The organism is Burkholderia anthinoferrum (assembly GCF_002925705.1).
Classification (GTDB): Bacteria; Pseudomonadota; Gammaproteobacteria; order Burkholderiales; family Burkholderiaceae; genus Burkholderia; species Burkholderia semiarida.
Genome location: NZ_LFZP01000052.1, coordinates 680,579 through 703,815, shown reverse-complemented (window position 1 = coordinate 703,815; position 23,237 = coordinate 680,579). Strand labels below are relative to the sequence as shown.

The window sequence follows — 23,237 nt, the reverse complement described above, 5'->3', positions numbered from 1 at the left end:
AGTCGCTCACTGGGCGGGCTTGAAGCCGAACGTCGACAGCACGGCCTGGCCCTGCGGCGACGCGACGAAATCGATGAACGACTGCGCCTGCGCGGCGTGGCGGCTGTCCTTGACCACCGCGATCGGGTAGGTGATGGCCGTCCGGGTCGGCACCGTCAGCGCGACTTTCACGCGGCCCGGCATGATCGCGGCGTCGGTACCGAACACGAAGCCCGCGTCGACCTCGCCGCGCGCGACGTAGTCGAGGCTCTGGCGCACGTTGGCGGCCAGCACGCCCTTCGCGCTGACCGCCTCCCACACACCGGCCGCGCGCAGCGCGCCCTCGGTGTAGCGGCCGACCGGCACCGACGCCGGGTCGCCGTATGCGATGCGTTTCACGCCGGGCGCGGCCAGGTCGTTCAGCGACGTCGGCGCGGCCGCGTGCCTGTCGGCCGGCACGATCAGCACCAGCGAGTTCGCCGCGAAATCGCGGCGTGTGCCGGGCGCGATCACCTTTTCGTTCACCGCGCGATCCATCGCCTTCTGGTCGGCCGATGCGAACACGTCGGCCGGCGCGCCCTTGGCGATTTGCTGCATCAGCACGTCCGATGCGCCGAAGTTGAGCAGCACCCTGGTGCCCGGATGCTGCTTCTCGTACGCGTCGCCGACGGCCTTGAACGCGTTCGTCAGGCTGGCGGCGGCCGACACGACCAGTTCGTCGGCGGCCGAAGCGGGCGCGCTGAACGCGAACCCGGCGGCAAGGGCGGCGAGCGGCAGCAGGCGAAGCAGGGTGCGGCGAAGCGGGCGGACGGTTGAGCGCATGGCGGATTCGCTTTGAACGGGAGGAAACCGTAATCGTAATATAGGGCGGGTTATAACGCTCGGCATACTGCTCATGCGGCGGTGCGCATGAAATGGTCGGACGTGAAAAGGAGCGGCCCGGCAGCCGGTCACGCGTGAAGCGTATGCGGCGCCGATTCGGTGCGCTGCAGCGACGACGGCTGCGACGCGGGATGGTAGTTCGGGTTGGCCTTCCAGCGCGCGCGGACGAACGGGCGCTCGTGCCCCGACAGTTCCAGCGCGACCTTGGTCACCCAGCGGTGTGACGGCACCGCGATGCCGTGCAGCGCCACGGTGACGAGCGCGAGGCTCGCGACGACCGCGGGCACCGACCAGCGGTGCGGCACCGCGCGCCACGAGCCGGCGATGAACGTGAGCGCGGCGAGCGCGCCGACGATGCAGCCGGTGATCGATTCGGACGGCGAATGCGCGTCGAGCGCGACGCGCGACACGCCGACCGCGATCCCGGCCGTCAGCCCGAGCGCGATGCCGGCGATCCGCAGCGGCGTGCGCGTGCGGATCAGCGCGAGGAAAATCGCAACCGGATACACCGACGTCGACAGCATCGCATGGCCGCTGAACCCGGTGAAATCCCACGCGCGGATGCCGATGCCCCAGCCGAGGAACGCGATCTTCGTGAGCGCCACCACGCCGATCGCGGCCGCGAGCACGCCGAGCCATGCGGCCGCGCGTTGCCACGAATAGCCGAGCGCGAGCCACACGGCAATCGTGATCGCGAGCGGCAAGGTCAGGCCGGCGCCGCCGAACGCGGTGATCATGATCCACAGGTGAGAGGGCAGGTCGAACATCGGGAAGGGGACGAACGAAGGCGGGGAGAATGCTTAAATCAACGCGCGAGCCGGGCAGAACGACTACAACGGATACAAGCGGCGAAACCCCAGTATAGCGCCGCGTCCGCATGAGGCCCGTTTTTTGCGCCGCCGGGAACTATCGGCGCGCAGGAAAAATCCCAGAAACAATGCTATGGTGCATTGCACAAAGCTGAACGCTGCACCCATGGCGGCGCTTTCATGGCGCCCTTATTTTTCCTGACTGCGAGCCCGATCGATGACCAAAAGTCTGACCAAGGTGTGGCTGGGCGGCATGAAACGCATGCTGTCTCCGGCCGCCAAGCGCGGCGCGCGCGATGCGCAACGCATCGCGCGCGACGCACTCGAGGCCGCCTCTCCCGCCGTGTCCGATCTGTCCCCGCCACGCGAATCGCGCGTACGGCCGCGCGCGGCCGCATGGGCGGCGGGTGAGTGGACGCGCGGCGAACATCCGATGACGCCCGCGCTCGGGCGGCTCGTCCAGAACCTCGCATACGGGCTCTACGTACCGCCCGGCCGGCGGCGCGGCGCGATGCCGCTCGTCGTGATGCTGCACGGCTGTCAGCAGTCGGCGGACGAATTCGCGCAGGGCACGCGGATGAACCTGCTGGCCGACAAGCACGGCTTCGCGGTGCTGTATCCGGAACAGTCGCTGCGCGCGCACGCGCACGGCTGCTGGCACTGGTATGAAGACACCGACCGCGCGGGGCGCGGCGAGGCGGACACGGTGGCGTCGCTGGTCGACGCGCTGGTCGACGAGCACGGTTTCGACGCGTCGCGCGTCTACGTCGCCGGGCTGTCGGCCGGCGCGGGGCTCGCGTCGCTTCTTGCACTGCACCATCCGGAGCGCTTCGCGGCGATCGCGTTGCACTCGGGCCCCGCGCTCGGCGAGGCGAACTCCGGCATTACCGCGATGGACGTGATGCGGCGCGGCCTGCGCCAGAACCCGGCCGCGGCGGTCGATGCGCTGGTCGATACCGGTGCGTATCCCGGCATGCCCGTGCTGATCGTCCAGGGCGACGGCGATCATGTCGTCGCGCCGAAGAATGCCGATCAACTGACCGTGCAGTTCATGCGCCTGAACGGGCTTGCCGACAGCCGCGGTGCGCTGCGCGGCGGCGAGCGCGTCGAGACGCGCGAAACGGGTGTGCAGATCACCGATGTGTGTCGCGACGGTGAGCCAGTCGTGCGGCTGTGTCACGTGAAAGGGCTCGCCCACGCGTGGGCCGGCGGCGACGAAGCCGTGCCGTTTCACGCGGCGGTCGGCCCCGACGCAAGCGCGATGATCTGGTCCTTTTTCGAAACCTATCGCCGCACTGTGGCGACGGAACGACGCACCGTCTGATCGATGCTGGTCAAAGCCTAGGGTTTTCCCTATAATTCGGGAAAACCCTAGTCCAGAACCTTTGAACAGCGAGATCGACCATGTACCTGCTGAGCCACCTCTTCCTGATGCTGACCAAGAACGCCGAAAAGGCTGCGAAAGAGCGCGCCGACGCGTACCTGGCCGAAGCCACCGACATCTACGATCTCGAATTCCGCATGCGCAAGATCGATCGCGACGCGGCAATGAACCGCCCGTATTCGATCGGCGCGCGCTAAGCAGCGCACGCGGGCCTTGCCGGCCCGCCAGTTCGACGAATCGCGCAAAAGGGCGCGTGCGGCACGATGCCGCACGCGCCCTTTTTGCATCCTGCCGGAACCTGCGGCCGTCAGACGAGCGTCAGCCGCACCGGCACGTTGTTGCGCGTGGCGTTCGAATACGGGCACACGTGGTGCGCCTTGTCGACCAGCGCCTGCGCGTCGGCCTTGTCGAGCCCCGGCAGCGACACGCGCAGCTCGATGTCGAGCCCGAAGCCGCCTGCGTCGTTCGGGCCGATGCCCACCTCCGCCGTGACTTGCGTGTCGGCCGGCAGCGTCTGCTTGTTCTGGCCCGCGACGAATTTCATCGCGCTCAGGAAACAGGCCGAGTAACCTGCGGCAAACAGCTGCTCCGGATTCGTGCCTTCCGCACCCGTGCCGCCGAGTTCGCGCGGCGCGGCCAGCTTCACTTCCAGCTTGTGGTCGGCGGAAACCGCGCGGCCGTCGCGGCCGCCCGTGCTCGTGGCGCTGGTCTTGTACAGAATGTTCATCGTGCTGCTCCTGTCGGGAAGAGAGGGAGAAAGCGGTCCGGTCCGACGGGGTGTCGCCGGCCACGAAGCAAATATAGAGCACAAATCATTAGTGTGCAAATTAAATTTCGAAGAAAAAACTCGGCACGCCGGGCGGTCGATCCGAGCTCGAGCGTCAGCGTTCGTTGGCCGCCGACAAAGCGTCGCGCAACTGCTGCAGATCGGCGCGCAGCCTGATCAGGAATTCGGGTGTCTGTTGCATCGCGCAAAAGAGGTCGGCGGGCACCGAGCGCGCGCGCTCCTTCAGCGCACGGCCTTCCGGCGTTACGCGCACGTTGACGACGCGTTCGTCGGTCGCGCTTCGCGCGCGCTCGACGTAGCCGAGCGCCTCCAGTCGCTTGAGCAGCGGCGTGACCGTGGCCGGATCGAGGTCGAGCCGCGCGGCGATGTCCTTCACGGCCATGTCGTCGCGCTCCCACAGCACGAGCATCGCGAGATATTGCGGATAGGTCAGCGACAGCTTGTCGAGCAGCGGCTTGTACGCCTTCGTCATCGCGTGCGAAGTCGAATAAAGCGCGAAGCAGAGTTGCTCGTCGAGTGTCTGGGGCAGCGCGGGCAGGCGATCCATGGTTCGGGAAGCGCATCCGATGCGCGAACGATTTGCACACGAATTATTTTGCGCGCAAAAGGTTTGGCTGAACAGGGGGCCGGAGAGCAGTCGATATGGAAAAAGGGGAGACTAGAAGCGCGCCGGCGACGACCGGGGGCCGAACAGCGGAGCGGCCGGCGACATGCGCCGGCCGGAAGCAGGATCAGCGGCCCGACATCGTCGTCGTCGCACCCGGTTCCTGCACGCCGAAGCAGCCGCGATAGGTCGCGTAGAACGAGCAGTACAGCATCGTGACGATGATGATCGTCACCGGCATCATGATCGTCAGCGCATACGCGCCCGCGCCGAGCGCCTGCAGCAGCAGCGACAGCGCGAGCGACGTGCCGAGCGCGACGGCGAACCACAGCACGCCGTACACGACGAACGCGCCGCGATTGCGCCAGCAGCTGACGACGCTGAAGAACAGCGCCTTCGCGGGCGGGACGTCATGCCATGCGACCAGCACCGGCGCGAACCAGAACAGCATCGCGACCGGCAGATAGAGCAGCGTCGCGAAGAACAGCGCGCCGAGCGCGCCTTGCGCGGCGAGCGTCTCGGGCGTCGTGTTCGCTTCGTCGGCCGCGCCCATCATCATGTGGAACAGCGCGCCGCCGTCCACGAACGACGAAGCGGCGAACACCAGCACCATCGACGCGACGTAGATCACGCCGAGCGCGAGCAGCCGCTGGGTCGCGACGGTGCCGTACGAGCGAAAGCCGTCCACGAGGATCGTCGGCATCACGGTCTTGCCGGCCACCGTGTCGCGGCATGCGGCCATGAAGCCGACCGCGATGCCGGGAATGAACACCAACGGCAGCGCCGAGCCGATCACGGGCACCATCGACACCAGCGTGATCGCGAGCAGGTACGTGAAGAACAGCGTGATGAACGCGAGCGGATTCCGGCGGAACAGCCAGATGCCTTGACGGAACCAGACATAGCCCGTTTTGGCGGGCACTTCGATCAGTTGCATGCGGTTTGGATCTCGGGAAGCGCGGGCGTATGCGCGATACGCTCACGCAGAATGCGTTCGAAATGGCCGGGGTCGTGCGGCTTGAGCATCTCGGCCGCGCGCGGCAGGTAGAAGTCGTACAGGCGCGACACCCAGAAGCGGTACGCGCCGGCGCGCAGCATGTCGCTCCAGTGGCGGCGCTCCTCGGCCGTGAACGGCCGAACCGTCTGGTACGCGCGCAGCAGCGCATCGGCGCGTGCGACGTCGAGCGCGCCGGTCGCGAGGTCGACGCACCAGTCGTTGACGGTGACCGCGACGTCGAACAGCCACTTGTCGCAGCCCGCGAAATAGAAATCGAAGAAACCGCCGAGCCGGACGTCGTGGCCGGTGCCGGGCGCCGCGTGCGCGAACAGCACGTTGTCGCGGAACAGGTCGCAATGGCACGGCCCGGCCGGTAGCGCCGCATAGTCGTCCGACGCGAAGAAGCCGGCCTGGTGCGCGAGCTCGCCTTCGAGCAGCGTGCGTTGCGCGTCCGTGATGAACGGCACGATGGCCGGCACGTTCTCCTGCCACCACGGCAGGCTGCGCAGGTTCGGCTGGCTGCGCGGATAGTCGCGCCCCGCGAGATGCAGGCGCGCGAGCATCTGCCCGACCTCGATGCAGTGTTCGACCCGGGGCGCGAGTTCGGCCGCGCCGTCGAGCTTCGTGACGATCGCGGCCGGCTTGCCGTGCAGCTCGCCGAACAGCGCGCCGTCGTCACGCGGGACCGGGTCCGGCACCGGCACGCCGTGGGCGGCCAGATGGCGCATCAGGTCGAGGTAGAACGGCAACTGCTGCGCCGTGAGCTTTTCGAAGATCGTGAGGACGTATTCGCCGCGCGTCGTCGTCAGGAAGAAATTGCTGTTTTCGATACCGGACGGAATGCCGCGGAACGCCAGCACGTCGCCCAGTTCGTAGTGGCGCATCCATTGCGCGAGATCGGAGTCGGAAACAGCGGTGAAAACGGCCATGCGGGATGCGTCAGGTCAGGGTGTCGGCACGCGGGCGGCGTGCAGCGCGACAACGGGTGAAGGGGCGGCGCGGCGCGCTCGACGCGCGGCGCCGCGAAATCAGTAGCGCAGGTTCAGCGACGGCAGGCGCGTGATCGGGATGCCGGCGTCGTGCGGCTTCGGCGACGTGTCGGGCGTCGAGCTCATCTGGTAGCGCGTGCCGAAGTTCGACTTCACGTCGATCTCGACCGGCTTGCCGCGGTCGCGGTACTCGGTGACTTCGGTGCCGTTCTTGCTCTTTTCGTGGAAGCTCGGCGTGCGGCGGATGTCCGCGAAGTCGACTTTCGACGTGACTTCGGCGCCCGGCCGGTTGATCTTGCGGAGATCGGGCAGGCCGGCGGCTTCGTTGGCCTCGGCCCGGGCCTGCGCGTCGGCGCCCGGCGCGTCGGCCTCAGGCGTGCCGCCGGCGGCGTGAGCGACGCTGGCGGCGGCAAACGCGACGGCAGCGGCGACGAAAATGAGCGGCTTCATGATGAGTCTCCAGTGAACCCACCGATTTTAGCAAATACTGCGCGCCATCCGGCCCCTGCGTGCGCGGGGGCGGCCATAAAGGCGCCCGGGTTCCGTGGTAATGTCGTCGGATCAGACGAGGTGATGAAAATGAAGAACGATTTGAGCCGCCGGCACCGTGTGCTGTCGCCCGAAAGCCCGTCGGTCGAGGCTTTCGACGATCCGATCGCCGCGGTCGCGCGGCTGTCCGCCATCTACGACACGAACACGGGCTTCCTGCGCGATGCGTTCGCGCGCTATCGCCGCCACGAAGCGATTACCGAGCACGTGCGCGCATGCTATCCGTTCGTGCGGATCCGCACCGACGTCAACACGCACGTTGATTCGCGCCGCTCGTACGGCTTCGTCGCGGGCCCCGGCGTATTCGAGACGACGGTCACGCGCCCCGATCTCTTCGCGAACTACTACCGCGAGCAACTGCGCCTGCTGGCGAAGAATCACCATGTCAAGATCGAGATCGGCGTGTCGTCGCAGCCGATTCCGATCCATTTCGCGTTTCCGGAAGGCATTCATCTCGAGGGCGAACTCGATCGCGACCGGCTGCTCGCGATGCGCGACATCTTCGACACGCCCGACCTGTCGTATCTCGACGACCGCATCGTCAACGGCACGTTCGAGCCGGCGCCCGGCGAGCCGCATCCGCTCGCGCTGTTCACGGCCGCGCGCGTCGACTTCTCGCTGCACCGGCTGCGCCACTACACGGCGACGTCGCCCACGCACTTCCAGAATTACGTGCTCTACACGAACTACCAGTTCTACATCGACGAGTTCGTGAAGCTCGGCCGCACGATGATGACGGAAAGCGACGATCCCGAGGTGCGTGCGTACCGCAGCGAGTACAGCGCGTTCGTCGAGCCGGGCGACGTCGTCACGTACAACGCGAACCTCGGCGGCGAGCCCGCCGAGGGCACCGCGCCGCCGCGCCTGCCGCAGATGCCCGCGTATCACCTGAAGCGCGCGGACGGCAGCGGGATCACGATGGTCAACATCGGGGTCGGCCCGTCGAACGCGAAGACGATCACCGATCACATCGCGGTGCTGCGTCCGCACGCGTGGGTGATGCTCGGCCACTGCGCGGGGCTGCGCAACACGCAGCGGCTCGGCGACTACGTGCTCGCGCACGGTTACGTGCGGGAAGATCACGTGCTCGACGCCGACCTGCCGCTGTGGGTGCCGATCCCGGCGCTGGCCGAAGTGCAGCTCGCGCTCGAGCGCGGCGTGGCCGAGGTCACGCGGCTGGAGGGCGTGGAACTGAAGCGCGTGATGCGCACGGGCACGGTCGCGAGCGTCGACAACCGCAATTGGGAGCTGCGCGACCATCGCGAGCCCGTGCAGCGGCTGTCGCAGAGCCGCGCGATCGCGCTCGACATGGAAAGCGCGACGATCGCCGCGAACGGCTTCCGCTTCCGGGTGCCGTACGGCACGTTGCTGTGCGTATCGGACAAGCCGCTGCACGGCGAGCTGAAGTTGCCGGGCATGGCCGACACGTTCTATCGCGGGCAGGTCGACCAGCATCTGCAGATTGGCGTGAAGGCGATGGAGATCCTGCGCACGAACGGGCTCGACAAGCTGCATAGCCGCAAGCTGCGCAGCTTTGCGGAAGTGGCGTTCCAGTGACGTGAACCGCGGCCCCGGGTTGCGGTGCGCGCCGCGATGTCCGGCGCAATCGCGAACCGGGGCATGCCTTTCTTCCGTGACGCGGGGCCGGTTGCGATTCCGTTGCGACCCGGCGTCAGCGCGCGGCTTCGGCGCTCGGCTCGTGCGATCCACGCCGGGCCGTCTCCAGCATCGAGTCGCGCACCGCATCGACGAGCCGGCCCGCATCCGCGCGCCGCTTGATCGCCAGGCGCTGTTCGCCGAGCGCGCGCAGCGTCGTGCCGCCGAAATATTCCATGATGTCCGGCAGCCGGCGCACCGTGCCGCGGCTTCCCCAGCAGCCGTCGTCGATTTCCGTCGGAAAGACCCACACGCGCGTCGCGACGGCGTCGATCGGCACGCCTTCCGCACGTGCGACGGCGGCGGTCACGTCGGCGATCAGCGCGGCGCGCGCGGCGTCCGTGTACTGCCCTTCCGGCACCGTCGGCACGACCCGGTAGATCGGCGCAGGTGCGACGACGCCCGCGCGATACACGGCCGCCGGCCGATGGACGAAGATCCAGGTCACGTCGCGTACGCGCGGATCGTCGGGATCGAGCCCCTCGTGGCGGATCAGCGTGGTGGTCAGTTCGTTCATCAACTGTGCTTCGGCTTGCGGCGCGAGCGCGCCTTCGGGGATGGTCACATCGATCATCGGCATGATGGTGTCCTGGGTTCGGTGGAGATCGCGTCGCTCCGGTCAAGGAGACGTGAACCCAGTGTATGAACCGCGTCGCCACGCGCGAAGTGGCGAAACTGCCATTCGACGATGCCATTCCCGACATCGCGCTTCCCGGCCGTTTCAGGCCCTAACGCGCGAAGCGGCGGCGATATTCTCCTGGGGAGATGCCGGTCTCGCGCTTGAACAGTTGCCGGAAGCCGCTGATGTCCGCATAGCCGACGCGTTCGCACACCGTGTCGATCGCGAGCTTCGTTTCCGCGAGCAGCCGTTTCGCGACTTCGATCCTGAGCGTCTGGAGATACCTGAGCGGCGGGGCGCCCACCGCGTCCCGGAAGCGGCGATGGAGCGTGCGTTCGCTCATCGCGACGTGGTCGCTCAGCCGTGCGAGGCTGAAGGGTTCGCGCAAGTGTTTTTCCATCCAGCGTTGCGCGCGCGCGATGGCCGGATCGTCGTGACCGTGGTGGCCCATCCGGTCGAGGTCGATGAACGAATCCTGCGAGTCGCGATTCATGTCGATCAACATGAGCCTGGCGACGGACGCGGCGACGCGCGCGCTCGCCAGTTTGTCGACGACCCGCAATGCGAGATTCTGGTACGACGTGACCGCGCCGCCGCACAGGATGCCGTCCTGTTCGGTCAGTACGTCGGACGCGCGCAGCGCGACGTCCGGATAGCGTGCGCGGAAGCTCGACGCCTTCGACCAGTGCGTCGTGGCGACGCGGCCGTCGAGCAATCCGGCCTCCGCGAGCAGGAACGCGCCGGTGCAGTAAGTCGCGATCAGCGTGCCGCGCGCGTGTTGCCGGCGCAGTGCGTCGAACAGCGGCGCGAGCGAGGCGGGCTTGTCGAGCAGCCGGTCGAGATCCGCGACGAACGGACCGGTCAGCCAGATCGCGTCGGCGGCACTGCCGCCGTCGATCGCGCCGTCGACCGGAACGACCTGCCCGGACGCCGTGCGCACGGGCCGCCCGTCGATCGATTCGACGCGCCAGCGGAACGGTGTAGCCGTGCGATGCGGTGGCATCGTCGATGCGATATGGTTGGCTGCCGTGAGGATGTCGGTCGGCGCGGCGATACCGGACGCAAGGGCGCGGTCGACGGCCCAGATTCGGATGAGCGGCATGAGTGGCGGGACAGGCCTTGGACGAGGGCAATCCTACCACCCGGAATCGAGCGGCTCCGCCGCCTTTCGTTCGCGGCCCGCCACCCAAAATCAAAGGCCGCCCTGCGCCGAATCGCGCGGGCGGCCTTGCGTCGCGGGTGAACGCGCCCGGGCGCTCAGCACTCGCCCTTTTTCGCGTGTCCCGGCGGGCAGTGATAGCCGCCACGCCCGCGATAGTGCTGGTGCTCTTCCCATTCGCGGCGTTCCCAGTAGCGGCGGCCGTCCCAGTAGCGGTCGCCGTGCCAGCCGACGATGACGGCCGGCGCCGGGGCGACCACGACGGGGGCGGGCGCGACGACGACCGGCGCGGGCGTGCCGATGTTGACGTCGACGTTGACGGCGTGAGCGAGGCCGGACAGCGAAAGGCCGAGGCCGGCGAAAGCGAGGGCGATCAGCGAGCGTTGCATGTTCTTTTCCGTGGTGTCGTGATGAATAGGCCGACGCGACGCGATGGAAGCGAGGGGGGGGCGCTCCACCGGGGGAACGCCGCGCCGACACAATGCAGTGTGCTGCCGCGCGACGGAAAAGGCGAGTCGTGATTATTACGGAGGATTGGCGGTGCACAGGCGCGCGAAGGGCCATCCGTTTGACATTGGCGGGCCGCCGGTGCGGCTGATCCCGCCGCATGACGCAGCGCCGACTGCGGGATTTGACATTCGACCGCGCGCGGCGGCGAACGGGCATTAACAGCGCGTTACAAAGTCACGCCCGGCGGGCCACCGGATCGCGCTGCCCTTTGCGTGAAAAGCACGACAGCCGGCCGTCGGGCCGGCTGTCGTCACTGACCGTTACAGATAGAACATCCGGTCTTCTTCAGGCCGCGGCGGTTGATCGTCGCCGTCCGAACCTTCCTCTTCCTCGCCGCTGTCCTCGTAGAACGCGAGCACCGCGTCGAGCACCTGGTCGGGATCGTCGATCACCTGCATCAGGTTCATGTCTTCCGGATTGATCAGGCCCATCGGAATCAGTTGATCGCGGAACCATTGCAGCAGCCCCTGCCAGAATTCGCTGCCGACGAGGATGATCGGCACGAGGCGCGACTTCTTCGTCTGGATCAGCGTGAGCACTTCGGACAGTTCGTCGAGCGTGCCGAAGCCGCCCGGCATCACGATCACGGCATCCGAATTCTTCACGAACGTGACCTTGCGCGTGAAGAAATGGCGGAAGCGCAGCGAGATGTCCTGATAGTGGTTGCCGGCCTGCTCGTGCGGCAACTCGATGTTCAGGCCGACCGACGGCGCCTTGCCGGCGTGCGCACCCTTGTTCGCGGCTTCCATGATGCCGGGGCCGCCGCCGGAGATCACCGCGAAGCCGGCGTCCGACAGCTTGCGCGCGATCTGCGCGGCAAGTTTGTAGTGCGGGTTGTCGGGTTTGAGGCGGGCAGAACCGTAGATGCTGACAGCCGGGCGGATCTCCGACAGGTACTCGGTCGCCTCGATAAACTCTGCCATAATCGTGAACATCTGCCACGATGCGCGCGCCTTCTTGGCCGTCGCGCGTTCTTGATCTGCGAGCGAACGCAGACTCGGAATCACTTTTCTCTTGTTCATAATGCCTGAAGAACGAAATCTGGAAGGTAAGACCCTGCTATTGGTTGACGGTTCGAGCTATCTGTATCGGGCTTACCATGCGATGCCTGATTTGCGTGGCCCTGGCGGGGAGCCGACCGGAGCGCTCTACGGAATCATCAACATGCTGCGCCGTATGCGCAAGGAAGTCAGTGCAGAGTATAGCGCTTGCGTGTTCGATGCAAAGGGCAAGACGTTCCGCGACGACCTTTATGCCGACTATAAGGCAAACCGCCCGTCGATGCCGCCCGATCTCGCCTTGCAGGTCGAGCCGATCCACGGCGCGGTGCGCGCGCTCGGCTGGCCGCTGCTGATGGTCGAAGGCGTCGAGGCCGACGACGTGATCGGCACGCTCGCGCGCGAGGCCGAACGGCACGGGATGAACGTGATCGTGTCGACCGGCGACAAGGATCTCGCGCAGCTCGTCACCGATCGCGTCACGCTCGTCAACACGATGACCAACGAAACGCTCGATCGCGACGGCGTGATCGCGAAGTTCGGCGTGCCGCCCGAGCGGATCATCGACTACCTCGCGCTGATCGGCGACACCGTCGACAACGTGCCGGGCGTCGAGAAGTGCGGGCCGAAGACGGCCGTGAAGTGGCTGTCGCAATACGACAGCCTCGACGGCGTGATCGAACACGCGGGCGAGATCAAGGGCGTGGTCGGCGACAACCTGCGCCGCGCGCTCGATTTCCTGCCGCTCGGCCGCAAGCTCGTGACCGTCGACACGTCGTGCGATCTCGCGCCGCATCTCGAATCGATCGAGGCGTCGCTGAAGACGGACGGCGAAGCACGCGAGCTGCTGCGCGACATCTTCGCGCGCTACGGCTTCAAGACCTGGCTGCGCGAAGTCGACAGCGCACCCGCGGAAGGCGGCGGCGCCGATGCGCCGGAAGGCGAGCCGGCCCCGGTCGTCGCGGCGGACATCGCGCGCGAATACGACACGATCCAGACCTGGGAGCAGTTCGACGCGTGGTTCGCGAAGATCGACGCGGCCGCGCTGACCGCGTTCGACACCGAGACCACCGCGCTCGATCCGATGCTCGCGCGGCTCGTCGGGCTGTCGTTCTCGGTCGAGCCGGGCAAGGCGGCCTATCTGCCCGTCGCGCACCGCGGTCCCGACATGCCCGAGCAGCTTCCGCTCGACGAAGTGCTCGCGCGCCTGAAGCCGTGGCTCGAGTCGGCCGATCGCAAGAAAGTCGGCCAGCACCTGAAGTACGACGCGCAAGTGCTCGCGAACTACGACATCGCGCTGAACGGCATCGAGCACGACACGCTGCTCGAATCGTACGTGCTCGAATCGCACCGCACGCACGACATGGACAGCCTCGCGCTGCGTCATCTGGGCGTCAAGACGATCAAGTACGAGGACGTGGCGGGCAAGGGCGCGAAGCAGATCGGTTTCGACGAAGTGGCGCTCGACCAGGCCGCTGCGTACGCGGCCGAGGATGCGGACATCACGCTGCAGCTCCATCACGCGATGTATCCGCAGGTCGCGCGCGAACCGGGCCTCGAGCGCGTGTACCGCGACATCGAGATGCCGGTGTCGCTCGTGCTGCGCAAGATGGAGCGCACCGGCGTGCTGATCGACGATGCGCTGTTGCAGGCGCAAAGCAGCGAGATCGCGACGCGCCTCATCGAGCTCGAGGGGCAGGCGTACGAGCTGGCCGGCGGCGAATTCAATCTCGGGTCGCCGAAGCAGATCGGGCAGATCTTCTTCGAGAAGCTGCAGTTGCCGGTCGTGAAGAAAACGCCGAGCGGCGCGCCGTCGACCGACGAGGAAGTGCTGCAGAAGCTGGCCGAGGACTACCCGCTGCCGAAGGTGCTGCTCGAGCATCGCGGGCTGTCGAAGCTGAAGTCGACCTATACCGACAAGCTGCCGCGCATGGTGAATCCCGCCACCGGCCGCGTGCACACGAACTACGCGCAAGCGGTCGCGGTCACGGGCCGGCTTGCGTCGAACGACCCCAATCTTCAGAACATTCCGGTGCGCACGGCCGAAGGTCGGCGCATCCGCGAGGCGTTCATCGCATCGCCGGGCCACCGGATCGTGTCGGCCGACTACTCGCAGATCGAGCTGCGGATCATGGCGCACATTTCCGGCGACGCGTCGCTGCTGCGCGCGTTCTCGCAGGGCGAGGACATCCATCGCGCGACGGCCGCCGAAGTGTTCGGCGTGACGCCGCTGGAGGTCAATTCCGACCAGCGCCGGATCGCGAAGGTGATCAACTTCGGGCTCATCTACGGGATGAGCGCGTTCGGGCTTGCATCGAACCTCGGCATCACGCGCGACGCGGCGAAGCTCTATATCGACCGCTATTTCACCCGCTATCCGGGTGTCGCGCAGTACATGGAAGACACGCGCGCGACCGCGAAGGAGAAGGGCTACGTCGAAACCGTTTTCGGTCGCCGCCTGTGGCTGCCCGAGATCAACGGCGGCAACGGCCCGCGCCGCCAGGCGGCCGAGCGCGCGGCGATCAATGCACCGATGCAGGGCACGGCGGCCGACCTGATCAAGCTGTCGATGATCGCGGTGGACGACTGGCTGACGCGCGACAAGCTCGCGTCGCGGATGATCATGCAGGTGCACGATGAACTGGTGCTCGAGGTGCCGGAAGGCGAGCTGCCGCTCGTGCGCGAGAAACTACCGGAAATGATGTGCGGCGTCGCGAAGCTGAAGGTGCCGCTGGTCGCCGAGGTGGGCGCCGGCGCGAACTGGGAAGAGGCACACTGACGCACCCCCGCGCGATTCCCGTTTCCCGCGGCATATTGTTGCAGGGATGCCAAATATCGAGATGGTTTGCTTGTGGTCAACGCGCAAGCTCCCGGACAATGCATGTGAGTCATGTCATTGACGCGGGGCGGCGCGCCCTGCGTTCCGGATCGGACGCATCGAAGTGCTTCGAAGTGCACATCGATGATGTCCGAACCGGTTAATCCACCGGGCGGCGCGCGTATATGGCGTTTGCTTCATCCGGCGGCAGCAGTTTCGAATCGCAAAGGGGGAATCAGATGCATCGGATCATCATCGTAGGCGGAGGCGCCGGCGGCCTGGAACTGGCGACGCGGCTCGGCGACCGTTACGGCGCGCGCGGCAATCGTCCCGCGCGTGCGCTTGTCACGCTCGTCGACCGCAATCCGACGCACATCTGGAAACCGTTGCTGCACGAGGTCGCGGCAGGCAGCATGGACCCGTTCACGCAGGAGCTCGAGTATGCGGCGCAGGCGCGCTGGCACGGCTTCGAGTTCCAGCAGGGCGAGCTGACCGGGCTCGATCGCGCGGCGAAGCGCGTCACGCTGTCGCCCCTCAACGACAGCGACGGCGCGGAGCTGTTGCCGGCGCGCGAGCTGGAATACGACACGCTCGTGATCGCGATCGGCAGCACGACCCACTTCTTCGGCGTGCAGGGCGCCCCGGAAAACGCGATCGCGCTCGACACGGTCGGGGAGGCCGAACGCTTCCGCAAGCGGCTGATCGCGGCGTGCATGCGCGCCGAGCACCAGGCGCCGGCGCCGAGCGCGCCGGGCGAGTCGGCCGAACCGCGCATCCAGGTCGTGATCGTCGGCGGCGGCGCGACGGGCGTCGAGTTGTCCGCGGAGCTGCGCAATACCGCGCAGGTGCTGTCCGCGTACGGGCTGCACAAGCTCGATCCGCGCCATGACGTCGGCATCGTGCTGATCGAATCGGGGCCGCGGATTCTGCCGGCACTGCAGGAGCGCGTGTCGGCGGCGACGGCCGAACTGCTCGAGAAGCTCGGCGTGCGGCTGATGCTCGCCGAGCGCGTGACCGAGGTGGCGCCCGGGTTCGTGCATACCGCGAGCGGCAAGGCGGTGCGCGCGGATCTGACGGTCTGGGCGGCGGGCATCAAGGCGCCGTCCGTGCTTTCGCACCTCGACGGCCTCCAGGTCAACAAGCTCGGGCAGCTCGACGTGCGCCGCACGCTGCAGACCTTCACGGACGACAACGTGTTCGCGCTCGGCGATTGCGCGGCCTGCGTATGGCCCGGCAACGAACGCAACGTCCCGCCGCGCGCGCAAGCGGCGCACCAGCAGGCGAGTTTCCTGCTCAAGGCGATCGGCTGCCGGCTCGAGGGGCGCCCGCTGCCCGAGTTCACGTATCGCGATTTCGGTTCGCTCGTGTCGCTCGGCCACTTCAGTGCGGTCGGCAACCTGATGGGCGGGCTGATCGGCGGCAACATGCTGATCGAAGGGCTGTTCGCGCGCTTCATGTACATGTCGCTGTATCGGCTGCACATCGCGGCGCTGCACGGTTATCCGCGGATGATGCTCGACACGGTCGCGCACTGGTTGCGGCGCACGACCCTGCCGCGCGTCAAGCTGCACTGATCGCGCGCTTGCGCGCGGAGCGGGCGGGATGCGCCTGTCGAGCGTGTTCGCCGCCCGTTTTTCGTTTCGATTCGCAACGATTCGGCCGCGCGACGAACCACGATGCGCGCCGCCGCACGGTGACTCGGCGGCCCGTCGGCAGGCCGCCGTGCGATGATCGATTCGATCGCCTCAACGCGTCGTAATCGAGTCTTACACATCCGACAGTTGACGCGACAACGGATTATTGGGCATCTTGTCCGGGTTTTCGTTTGCGGCGGGGTGCCAACCGCCGCGACATCCGCGCCGTGCGCCGGTGCGATGCCCCGTCATGCCGTATCCGCGATCGTGACGGCGGCGCCCAATCGAGGAGTGCATTCATGTTGAAACCCGAAGTCGACAGCCTGGTCCCCCATGTCCCGTTCTCGCGCCGCAAGTTCATGCAGGCTGCGCTGGGCGGCACCTTCGCGGCGGCCGTGCTGCCCGTGTCGGCGCAGACGGTCACGACCGACAGCGCCGGGCTGGACGTCGACACCATCGAGATCCGCTCGGGCGATGCGAGCGTACCGGCTTATCGCGCGCAGCCGGTCGACAAGACGAACCTGCCGGTCGTCATCGTGATTCACGAGATCTTCGGCGTGCACGCGCATATCGCCGATGTGTGCCGGCGCTTCGCGAAGCTCGGCTATCTCGCGATCGCGCCCGACCTGTTCGCCCGGCAGGGCAACGCGGCGAAGTATCCGACGATCCAGGCGCTGGTCGACAACATCGTCAGCAAGGTGCCGGACCGGCAGGTGACGGAGGATCTCGACGCGACGGTCGCGTGGGCCGGCAAGAACGGCGGCGACCTGACGCGCCTCGGTGTGACCGGCTTCTGCTGGGGCGGCCGCCAGGCGTGGCTGTATGCGGAACACAATCCGCACGTGCGGGCCGCGGTGGCGTGGTACGGGTTCGTCGAGGGCAAGACCGACGAGATGACGCCGTTCAACCCGGTCGATCACGCATCGTTGTTGAAGGTGCCGGTACTCGGGCTGTACGGCGAGAAGGACCAGAACATCACGCAGGCGTCGCTCGCGGACATGCGCAAGGCGATCCAGGCGAGCGATTCGAAGCTCGCGCGCGAATCGGAGATCGTCGTGTATCCGGATGCCGGCCACGCGTTCTTCGCCGATTACCGGCCGAGCTATGTGAAGGCCGATGCCGAGGATGGCTGGAAGCGCGCCATCGAGTGGTTCCACAAGTACGGCGTGATGTGAACGACGAGCGGCGGCATCGGCCGCCGCGGCATCGGCCGCCGCGGCATCGGCCGCCGCATCATCCTCATCGCGTCGCGTGGGTGCTCAAGGGTTCGGGCCGGTCGCGATCGGCCGCGACGGATCGGCGCTCCATTCGCTCCACGAGCCCGGGTACAGCGACGCGCCGTGCAGGCCGGCCACTTCCAGCGCCAGCGCGTTGTGGCATGCGGTGACGCCGGAGCCGCATTGCAGGATCACGCGGTTCGGCTCGGTGCCGGCCAGCACGGCGGTGAATGCCTCGCGCAATTCATGACCGGTCTTGAAGCGGCCGTCGGCAGTCAGGTTGTCCTTGAAGAAGCGGTTGCGCGCACCGGGAATGTGGCCGCCTACCCGATCGATCGTTTCATTTTCGCCGCGATAGCGGTCCGGTGCGCGTGCATCGATCACGACGCGCGCGGGCGACGACACGTTCGCGAGCACGGCAGCTGCATCGACCGTCGATTCGAGTGGCGTTGCCGTGCGGAAATCGCCGGCGGCCGGTTGCGGCACGTCGGTCGTCAGCGGCTGGCCGGCCGCTTCCCACGCCTGCAGCCCGCCGTCGAGCACGGCAACCGAATCGTGGCCGAGCCAGCGCAGCAGCCACCACAGGCGCGCCGCATAGGCGCCGCCTTGCGCGTCGTACGCGACGACCTGCTGACCCTGCTTGAGGCCGCGGCTCGCGAGCAGCGTGGCGAGCGCGTCGCGGGTCGGCAGCGGATGGCGGCCGTTGGTGCCCGTCTTGCGGCCGGACAGGTCGCGATCGAGATGAAGATATTGCGCGCCGGGGAGGTGGCCGGCCGCGTAGGCGGCCTCGCCGGCGCCGGGATCGGCGAGATCGAAGCGGCAGTCGAACAGCGCGACGCTGCCGGGCGCCGCGGCCAGGCGCTCGGCGAGATTGGCGGCGGAGATGAGCGTGGTGTAATGAGTGTGTGGCATGACGGCTCCCTGGAGTGCGAATGGCCTGACACTCCAAGTCTAAACAAAAAAAGACGGGCCGAAGCCCGTCTTTTCGCTTGCCGGCGGCCGGGCGGCGTCGAGGCGCCGCGGCCGCTGTCAGAGGTCGCCGAGGTGGCGGCGCAGGAACTCGTGGAAGTGCTGCATCCCGTCTTCCATCGGGCTCTGGTACGGGCCGACCTGCGACTCGCCGCGGGCCATCAGCGCTCGGCGGCCTGCGTCCATCCGCATCGCGATCTCGTCGTCCTCGACGGCCGTTTCCATATAGGCCGCGCGCTCGGCCTCGACGAATTCGCGTTCGAACAGCGCGATTTCCTCGGGGTAATAGAACTCGACGATGTTGGTGGTTTTCTGCGGCCCGCGCGGGATCAGCCACGACACGACCAGCACGTGCGGATACCACTCGATCATCAGGCCCGGGTAGTAGACCATCCAGATCGCGCCGAACTCCGGCGGCACGCCGTTGCGGAACTTCAGCACCTGCTCGTGCCATTTCTGGTAAGTCGCGCTGCCCGGCTTCGCGAGGGCGTTGTGCACGCCGACCGTCTGCACGCTGTACCAGTCGCCGAACTCCCATTTGAGATCGTCGCACGACACGAAGCTGCCGAGGCCCGGGTGGAACGGGACGACGTGATAATCCTCGAGGTAGACCTCGATGAACGTCTTCCAGTTGTAATCGCACTCGTGCACTTCGACGTGATCGAACAGGTACTCGGAGAAGTCGAAGTGATGCTTGGTGCCGAGGTTGGCGAGGTCGCGCGCGACGTTGCGGCCCTCGGCCTCGAACAGCAGCCCCTGCCAGTTCTGCAGCGGGCTCTTGCCGAGGTTCAGGCACGGCTTGTCGGGGAAGTGCGGCGCGCCAAGCAGCTCGCCTTCGAGGTCGTACGTCCAGCGGTGCAGCGGGCACACGATGTTCTGCGTGTGGCCGCGCCCGTTGAGCATGATCGCCTGCCGGTGGCGGCACACGTTCGACAGCAGTTCGATCCGGTTCGTCTGGTTACGGACCAGCACGCGGCCTTCCTTCTCGGACGGCAGCGCAAAATAATCCCCCGCCTCGGGCACCATCAGCTCGTGCCCGACGTAACGAGGTCCTTTCTTGAAGAGGGTTTCGATCTCGCGCTCGAGTAGCGCCTCATCGAAATATGCAGTGACTGGAAGCTGGCTGTGGGCCGACTTCAACTGAAGCGCATCGCTCAGATTGGACATTCCCACTCCCGGTGTTAGCGTGAAAGCAGTGAACAACCCAACCATCGAAAAATCGATTTAGGGAAACGGAGAATTATACCCGGTTCGCCTCGCAAGGCTAGGATTAAGTGCCTGATTTGTGTCAATTTTTTGTCGGGCTACCCTCGAAAGGCGCACACTGTGCGTCGAAGATGGGGCCGGAATTGTGCGCGGGCGCCCAAGACGGCAGGTCGGAAAATTCTCTTTTGCCGTAGAATGTCCGACTTGTTTTGAAATTTGACACCTCGTCCATGGCGAAAACCGCATCCCCAGGCGCCACGCCGCCCGGCAATGGCACCGAACCGTTGCCGGACAATTACGAGATGGCGCTCGCGGAACTCGAGACGCTGGTTGCCCGGATGGAAGGCGGCGCGTTGAGCCTCGAGGATTCACTGGCGGCGTATCGTCGCGGTGCGACCCTCGTTGCGTTTTGCCAACAGCAGCTCGAGAAAGTGGAGCAGCAGGTCCGCGTGCTCGACGGCGCGACGCTGAAGCCGCTTTCGTCCGGAACGGCCGCCACGGACGGCGAAGACGACGATCTATGACATTCGAACAATGGATGCGGTCCGTGCTTGACCGTGTCGAGGACGCACTCGGCCACTATCTGCCGGCCGAAACCGCGACGCCCGCGAAACTTCACGAGGCGATGCGCTACGCGGTCCTCGGTGGCGGCAAACGCGTTCGCCCGCTGCTGTGCCATGCGGCAGGCGAGCTGACCGGTGCGACGGAGGCGGCCCGCAACGCCGCGGCGGCGGCGCTGGAGATGATCCACGTCTACTCGCTCGTGCATGACGACATGCCGTGCATGGACGACGATGCGCTGCGTCGCGGCAAGCCGACCGTGCACGTGCAGTACGACGAGCCGACGGCCCTGCTGGTCGGCGACGCGCTGCAGTCGCAGGCGTTCGTGGCGCTGACCGACGCCGATGCGCTGTCGCCGGCGCAGCAGGCGGCGCTCGTGCGCGAGCTGGCGCTCGCGAGCGGCTCGATCGGCATGGCCGGCGGGCAGGCGATCGACCTGGCGAGCGTCGGCCTGAAGCTGACGCGCGAGCAGCTCGAAACGATGCACCGGATGAAGACGGGCGCATTGCTGCGCGCGGCCGTGCGAATGGGCGCGCTGGCGGGCGAGACGCCTTCGGCGGAAACGATGGCTGCGCTGGACGTGTACGCGGGGGCCGTGGGTCTGGCCTTCCAGGTCGTCGACGACATTCTCGACGTCACGACCGATTCGGCGACACTCGGCAAGACGGCCGGCAAGGACGCGGCGAACGACAAGCCGACCTATGTATCGATCCTCGGTCTCGAGGCGTCGCGCGAGCTGGCAGCGCAGCTGCGCGCCGAAGCGCACGACGCGCTAAAACCGTTCGGCGCACGCGCACAGCGTCTCGCCGAACTTGCCGACCTGGTGGTGAACCGGGTCAGCTGACGCGAAAGCCCGCCGCCGCGCACACGCTACGGTGCGTGCAAAAGAATGCGGGCGCGTTTGATTTCCTACAATGGAACGACGATGTACGACTTGCTGAAAACCATCGACGACCCGGCGGATTTGCGCCGCCTCGATCGTCGCCAACTGCAACCGCTCGCGGATGAACTGCGCGCGTTCGTGCTCGACAGCGTGTCGAAGACGGGCGGCCATTTGTCGTCCAACCTCGGGACGGTCGAGCTGACGATCGCGTTGCACTACGTGTTCAACACGCCGAACGATCGCATCGTCTGGGACGTGGGTCACCAGACCTACCCGCACAAGATCCTGACGGGCCGCCGCGACCAGATGCATTCGCTGCGTCAGTACGACGGCATCTCGGGCTTCCCGCGCCGCAGCGAATCCCAATACGACACGTTCGGCACCGCGCACTCGAGCACGTCGATTTCCGCCGCGCTCGGCATGGCGATCGGCAGCCAGCTGAACGGCGACGACCGCTTCTCCATCGCCGTGATCGGCGACGGCGCGATGACGGCCGGCATGGCGTTCGAGGCGATGAACAACGCGGGCGTGTCGGAGGATGCGAAGCTGCTCGTGATCCTGAACGACAACGACATGTCGATCTCGCCGCCGGTCGGCGCGCTGAATCGCCATCTCGCCCGCCTGATGTCGGGCCGCTTCTACGCGGCCGCGCGCGCGGGCGTCGAACGTGTGCTGAGCGTCGCGCCGCCGGTGCTCGAACTCGCGCGCAAGCTCGAGGAGCATGCGAAGGGCATGGTCGTGCCGGCCACGCTGTTCGAGGAGTTCGGCTTCAACTACATCGGCCCGATCGACGGTCACGATCTCGATTCGCTGATCCCGACGCTGCAGAACATCCGCGAACTGCGCGGCCCGCAGTTCCTGCACGTGGTGACGAAGAAAGGCCAGGGCTACAAGCTCGCCGAAGCCGATCCCGTGCTCTATCACGGCCCCGGCAAGTTCAATCCGGCCGAAGGCATCAAGCCGTCGACCACGCCTGCGAAGAAGACGTACACGCAGGTGTTCGGCGAGTGGCTGTGCGACGAAGCCGAGCGCGATACGCGCGTGGTCGGCATCACGCCCGCGATGCGCGAAGGCTCGGGCATGGTCGAATTCGAGAAGCGCTTCAAGGATCGCTACTACGACGTCGGCATCGCCGAGCAGCACGCGGTGACGTTCGCGGGCGGTCTCGCGACCGAAGGGCTGAAGCCCGTCGTCGCGATCTACTCGACGTTCCTGCAGCGTGCGTACGACCAGCTGATCCACGACGTCGCGCTGCAGAACCTGCCGGTCGTGTTCGCGATCGACCGCGCGGGCCTCGTCGGCGCGGACGGCGCGACGCATGCGGGCGCGTACGATCTCGCGTTCATGCGCTGCATCCCGAACATGACGATCATGGCCGCATCCGACGAGAACGAATGCCGCCAGATGCTGCACACGGCGCTCCAGCAGCCGAACCCGACCGCGGTGCGCTATCCGCGCGGCGCGGGCACGGGCGTGGCGACGGTGAAGGAATTCACCGAGATCCCGCTCGGCAAGGGCGAAGTGCGTCGCCGCACGTCGCAGCCGGAAGGCAAGCGCGTCGCGATCCTCGCGTTCGGCACGATGGTCGCGCCGTCACTCGCGGCGGCCGACGAACTCGACGCAACGGTCGCGAACATGCGCTTCGTGAAGCCGATCGATGCGGCGCTCGTGCGCGAGCTCGCCGAAACGCACGACTACGTCGTCACGGTCGAGGAAGGCTGCGTGATGGGTGGCGCGGGCTCGGCCTGCGTGGAAGCCCTGATGGAGAGTGGGGTTATCCGACCCGTACTACAATTGGGCCTCCCTGACCAGTTCATCGATCACGGCGACCCCGCGAAGCTGCTGTCGCAATGCGGCCTCGACGGCGCGGGCATCGCGAAATCGATTCGCGAACGCTTCCTGAACCCGGCGGCCGACGTCGCCGGTCAGGCGAAGCGCGTCGCATAAGCTGACGCCGCCCGCGGGCGGCGTCGGTGCGACTGGCGCAACCGGTCTACATTGATGCGGAAAACATGGGCCTGCGGGCC

Annotated in this window: 22 protein-coding genes; 9 read left to right on the top strand and 13 right to left on the bottom strand. The window is 66.9% G+C overall.

The annotated features are described in order from the left end of the window. Positions 1-6: 6 nt before the first annotated feature. A complete protein-coding gene (modA, locus tag C5F75_RS25855; RefSeq protein ID WP_059582973.1) occupies positions 7-801 on the bottom strand; it encodes a molybdate ABC transporter substrate-binding protein in 795 nt (264 codons plus the stop codon). A 128-nt stretch (positions 802-929) separates the two neighbouring features. Then, complete coding sequence (locus tag C5F75_RS25850) at positions 930-1,628, bottom strand: phosphatase PAP2 family protein (RefSeq protein WP_059582970.1); 699 nt, start codon at positions 1,626-1,628, stop codon at positions 930-932. A 259-nt stretch (positions 1,629-1,887) separates the two neighbouring features. Between C5F75_RS25850 and C5F75_RS25845 the strand changes: the two genes are divergently transcribed. Further along, entirely contained in the window at positions 1,888-2,994 is a 1,107-nt protein-coding gene (locus C5F75_RS25845) for an extracellular catalytic domain type 1 short-chain-length polyhydroxyalkanoate depolymerase (RefSeq protein WP_059582966.1), read from the top strand. A gap of 80 nt (positions 2,995-3,074) precedes the next feature. After that, complete coding sequence (locus tag C5F75_RS25840) at positions 3,075-3,251, top strand: DUF3563 family protein (protein ID WP_069618521.1); 177 nt, start codon at positions 3,075-3,077, stop codon at positions 3,249-3,251. A 110-nt stretch (positions 3,252-3,361) separates the two neighbouring features. On the opposite strand, the gene C5F75_RS25835 is transcribed toward C5F75_RS25840, so the two are convergent. From C5F75_RS25835 to C5F75_RS25815, 5 genes are all read right to left on the bottom strand, one after another. Continuing rightward, positions 3,362-3,781 (bottom strand): organic hydroperoxide resistance protein, encoded by a 420-nt coding sequence (locus C5F75_RS25835; protein ID WP_059582963.1) that lies wholly within the window; start codon positions 3,779-3,781, stop codon positions 3,362-3,364. Between the two features lie 154 nt (positions 3,782-3,935). Then, the gene (locus C5F75_RS25830) at positions 3,936-4,388 is read right to left on the bottom strand and encodes a MarR family winged helix-turn-helix transcriptional regulator (RefSeq protein ID WP_059582960.1); all 453 of its coding nucleotides are present in this window, start codon (positions 4,386-4,388) and stop codon (positions 3,936-3,938) included. Positions 4,389-4,572: 184 nt separating this feature from the next. Beyond that, positions 4,573-5,382, bottom strand: coding sequence for a BPSS1780 family membrane protein (locus tag C5F75_RS25825; RefSeq protein ID WP_059582957.1), 810 nt, complete (start codon positions 5,380-5,382; stop codon positions 4,573-4,575). Then, positions 5,373-6,371, bottom strand: a complete 999-nt coding sequence (locus C5F75_RS25820) for a homoserine kinase (protein WP_059582956.1) — start codon at positions 6,369-6,371, stop codon at positions 5,373-5,375. Before C5F75_RS25820 ends, C5F75_RS25825 begins: the two co-directional genes overlap by 10 nt. Before the next feature lie 99 nt (positions 6,372-6,470). Further along, the gene (locus tag C5F75_RS25815; RefSeq protein ID WP_059582953.1) at positions 6,471-6,881 is read right to left on the bottom strand and encodes a hypothetical protein; all 411 of its coding nucleotides are present in this window, start codon (positions 6,879-6,881) and stop codon (positions 6,471-6,473) included. Between the two features lie 129 nt (positions 6,882-7,010). Here C5F75_RS25815 and C5F75_RS25810 point away from each other — a divergent pair, with 129 nt between their 5' ends. Further along, positions 7,011-8,537: an AMP nucleosidase gene (locus C5F75_RS25810; protein ID WP_011548157.1), complete on the top strand. Its 1,527-nt coding sequence runs from the start codon at positions 7,011-7,013 to the stop codon at positions 8,535-8,537. A gap of 115 nt (positions 8,538-8,652) precedes the next feature. Here C5F75_RS25810 and C5F75_RS25805 read toward each other — a convergent pair whose 3' ends face one another. From C5F75_RS25805 to C5F75_RS25790, 4 genes are all read right to left on the bottom strand, one after another. Then, the gene (locus C5F75_RS25805) at positions 8,653-9,216 is read right to left on the bottom strand and encodes a tautomerase family protein (RefSeq protein ID WP_059582950.1); all 564 of its coding nucleotides are present in this window, start codon (positions 9,214-9,216) and stop codon (positions 8,653-8,655) included. Between the two features lie 148 nt (positions 9,217-9,364). Beyond that, entirely contained in the window at positions 9,365-10,357 is a 993-nt protein-coding gene (locus C5F75_RS25800; protein WP_059582947.1) for a GlxA family transcriptional regulator, read from the bottom strand. Between the two features lie 155 nt (positions 10,358-10,512). Beyond that, complete coding sequence (locus C5F75_RS25795; RefSeq protein ID WP_059582944.1) at positions 10,513-10,803, bottom strand: hypothetical protein; 291 nt, start codon at positions 10,801-10,803, stop codon at positions 10,513-10,515. Positions 10,804-11,184: 381 nt separating this feature from the next. Then, positions 11,185-11,946, bottom strand: coding sequence for an LOG family protein (locus C5F75_RS25790; RefSeq protein WP_059582942.1), 762 nt, complete (start codon positions 11,944-11,946; stop codon positions 11,185-11,187). Position 11,947: 1 nt separating this feature from the next. Here C5F75_RS25790 and polA point away from each other — a divergent pair, with 1 nt between their 5' ends. From polA to C5F75_RS25775, 3 genes are all read left to right on the top strand, one after another. Then, entirely contained in the window at positions 11,948-14,701 is a 2,754-nt protein-coding gene (polA, locus tag C5F75_RS25785) for a DNA polymerase I (protein ID WP_059582940.1), read from the top strand. A gap of 278 nt (positions 14,702-14,979) precedes the next feature. After that, the gene (locus tag C5F75_RS25780; RefSeq protein WP_059582937.1) at positions 14,980-16,314 is read left to right on the top strand and encodes an NAD(P)/FAD-dependent oxidoreductase; all 1,335 of its coding nucleotides are present in this window, start codon (positions 14,980-14,982) and stop codon (positions 16,312-16,314) included. Positions 16,315-16,673: 359 nt separating this feature from the next. Further along, positions 16,674-17,549, top strand: coding sequence for a dienelactone hydrolase family protein (locus C5F75_RS25775; RefSeq protein ID WP_059582935.1), 876 nt, complete (start codon positions 16,674-16,676; stop codon positions 17,547-17,549). 84 nt (positions 17,550-17,633) lie between these two features. On the opposite strand, the gene C5F75_RS25770 is transcribed toward C5F75_RS25775, so the two are convergent. Further along, the gene (locus tag C5F75_RS25770) at positions 17,634-18,503 is read right to left on the bottom strand and encodes a sulfurtransferase (RefSeq protein ID WP_059582932.1); all 870 of its coding nucleotides are present in this window, start codon (positions 18,501-18,503) and stop codon (positions 17,634-17,636) included. A 117-nt stretch (positions 18,504-18,620) separates the two neighbouring features. Beyond that, on the bottom strand, positions 18,621-19,727 hold the full coding sequence (locus tag C5F75_RS25765; RefSeq protein WP_059582927.1) for an aromatic ring-hydroxylating oxygenase subunit alpha: 1,107 nt from the start codon (positions 19,725-19,727) through the stop codon (positions 18,621-18,623). Positions 19,728-19,996: 269 nt separating this feature from the next. On the opposite strand from C5F75_RS25765, the gene C5F75_RS25760 reads away from it, so the two are divergent. From C5F75_RS25760 to dxs, 3 genes are all read left to right on the top strand, one after another. Then, positions 19,997-20,290, top strand: coding sequence for an exodeoxyribonuclease VII small subunit (locus C5F75_RS25760; protein WP_006479428.1), 294 nt, complete (start codon positions 19,997-19,999; stop codon positions 20,288-20,290). Then, complete coding sequence (locus C5F75_RS25755) at positions 20,287-21,171, top strand: polyprenyl synthetase family protein (protein ID WP_059582924.1); 885 nt, start codon at positions 20,287-20,289, stop codon at positions 21,169-21,171. The genes C5F75_RS25760 and C5F75_RS25755 overlap by 4 nt, the downstream gene beginning before the upstream one ends. An 81-nt stretch (positions 21,172-21,252) precedes the next feature. Continuing rightward, positions 21,253-23,157 carry a 1-deoxy-D-xylulose-5-phosphate synthase gene (gene dxs, locus C5F75_RS25750; protein WP_059582921.1) on the top strand — a complete coding sequence of 635 codons (1,905 nt, stop codon included), beginning with the start codon at positions 21,253-21,255 and terminating at the stop codon, positions 23,155-23,157. Positions 23,158-23,237 lie beyond the last annotated feature (80 nt).

Excerpts from the sequence above, each read along its gene's own strand:
- C5F75_RS25795 (WP_059582944.1), bottom strand. The coding sequence starts at position 10,803 with ATGCAACGCTCGCTGATCGCCCTCGCTTTCGCCGGCCTCGGCCTTTCG.
- C5F75_RS25755 (WP_059582924.1), top strand. The coding sequence starts at position 20,287 with ATGACATTCGAACAATGGATGCGGTCCGTGCTTGACCGTGTCGAGGAC.
- C5F75_RS25770 (WP_059582932.1), bottom strand. The coding sequence starts at position 18,503 with ATGCCACACACTCATTACACCACGCTCATCTCCGCCGCCAATCTCGCC.
- modA (WP_059582973.1), bottom strand. The coding sequence starts at position 801 with ATGCGCTCAACCGTCCGCCCGCTTCGCCGCACCCTGCTTCGCCTGCTG.
- C5F75_RS25850 (WP_059582970.1), bottom strand. The coding sequence starts at position 1,628 with ATGTTCGACCTGCCCTCTCACCTGTGGATCATGATCACCGCGTTCGGC.
- C5F75_RS25815 (WP_059582953.1), bottom strand. The coding sequence starts at position 6,881 with ATGAAGCCGCTCATTTTCGTCGCCGCTGCCGTCGCGTTTGCCGCCGCC.
- C5F75_RS25820 (WP_059582956.1), bottom strand. The coding sequence starts at position 6,371 with ATGGCCGTTTTCACCGCTGTTTCCGACTCCGATCTCGCGCAATGGATG.
- C5F75_RS25765 (WP_059582927.1), bottom strand. The coding sequence starts at position 19,727 with ATGTCCAATCTGAGCGATGCGCTTCAGTTGAAGTCGGCCCACAGCCAG.
- C5F75_RS25825 (WP_059582957.1), bottom strand. The coding sequence starts at position 5,382 with ATGCAACTGATCGAAGTGCCCGCCAAAACGGGCTATGTCTGGTTCCGT.
- C5F75_RS25780 (WP_059582937.1), top strand. The coding sequence starts at position 14,980 with ATGCATCGGATCATCATCGTAGGCGGAGGCGCCGGCGGCCTGGAACTG.
- dxs (WP_059582921.1), top strand. The coding sequence starts at position 21,253 with ATGTACGACTTGCTGAAAACCATCGACGACCCGGCGGATTTGCGCCGC.
- C5F75_RS25790 (WP_059582942.1), bottom strand. The coding sequence starts at position 11,946 with ATGAACAAGAGAAAAGTGATTCCGAGTCTGCGTTCGCTCGCAGATCAA.
- polA (WP_059582940.1), top strand. The coding sequence starts at position 11,948 with ATGCCTGAAGAACGAAATCTGGAAGGTAAGACCCTGCTATTGGTTGAC.
- C5F75_RS25810 (WP_011548157.1), top strand. The coding sequence starts at position 7,011 with ATGAAGAACGATTTGAGCCGCCGGCACCGTGTGCTGTCGCCCGAAAGC.
- C5F75_RS25830 (WP_059582960.1), bottom strand. The coding sequence starts at position 4,388 with ATGGATCGCCTGCCCGCGCTGCCCCAGACACTCGACGAGCAACTCTGC.
- C5F75_RS25840 (WP_069618521.1), top strand. The coding sequence starts at position 3,075 with ATGTACCTGCTGAGCCACCTCTTCCTGATGCTGACCAAGAACGCCGAA.
- C5F75_RS25805 (WP_059582950.1), bottom strand. The coding sequence starts at position 9,216 with ATGCCGATGATCGATGTGACCATCCCCGAAGGCGCGCTCGCGCCGCAA.
- C5F75_RS25800 (WP_059582947.1), bottom strand. The coding sequence starts at position 10,357 with ATGCCGCTCATCCGAATCTGGGCCGTCGACCGCGCCCTTGCGTCCGGT.
- C5F75_RS25845 (WP_059582966.1), top strand. The coding sequence starts at position 1,888 with ATGACCAAAAGTCTGACCAAGGTGTGGCTGGGCGGCATGAAACGCATG.
- C5F75_RS25835 (WP_059582963.1), bottom strand. The coding sequence starts at position 3,781 with ATGAACATTCTGTACAAGACCAGCGCCACGAGCACGGGCGGCCGCGAC.
- C5F75_RS25775 (WP_059582935.1), top strand. The coding sequence starts at position 16,674 with ATGTTGAAACCCGAAGTCGACAGCCTGGTCCCCCATGTCCCGTTCTCG.
- C5F75_RS25760 (WP_006479428.1), top strand. The coding sequence starts at position 19,997 with ATGGCGAAAACCGCATCCCCAGGCGCCACGCCGCCCGGCAATGGCACC.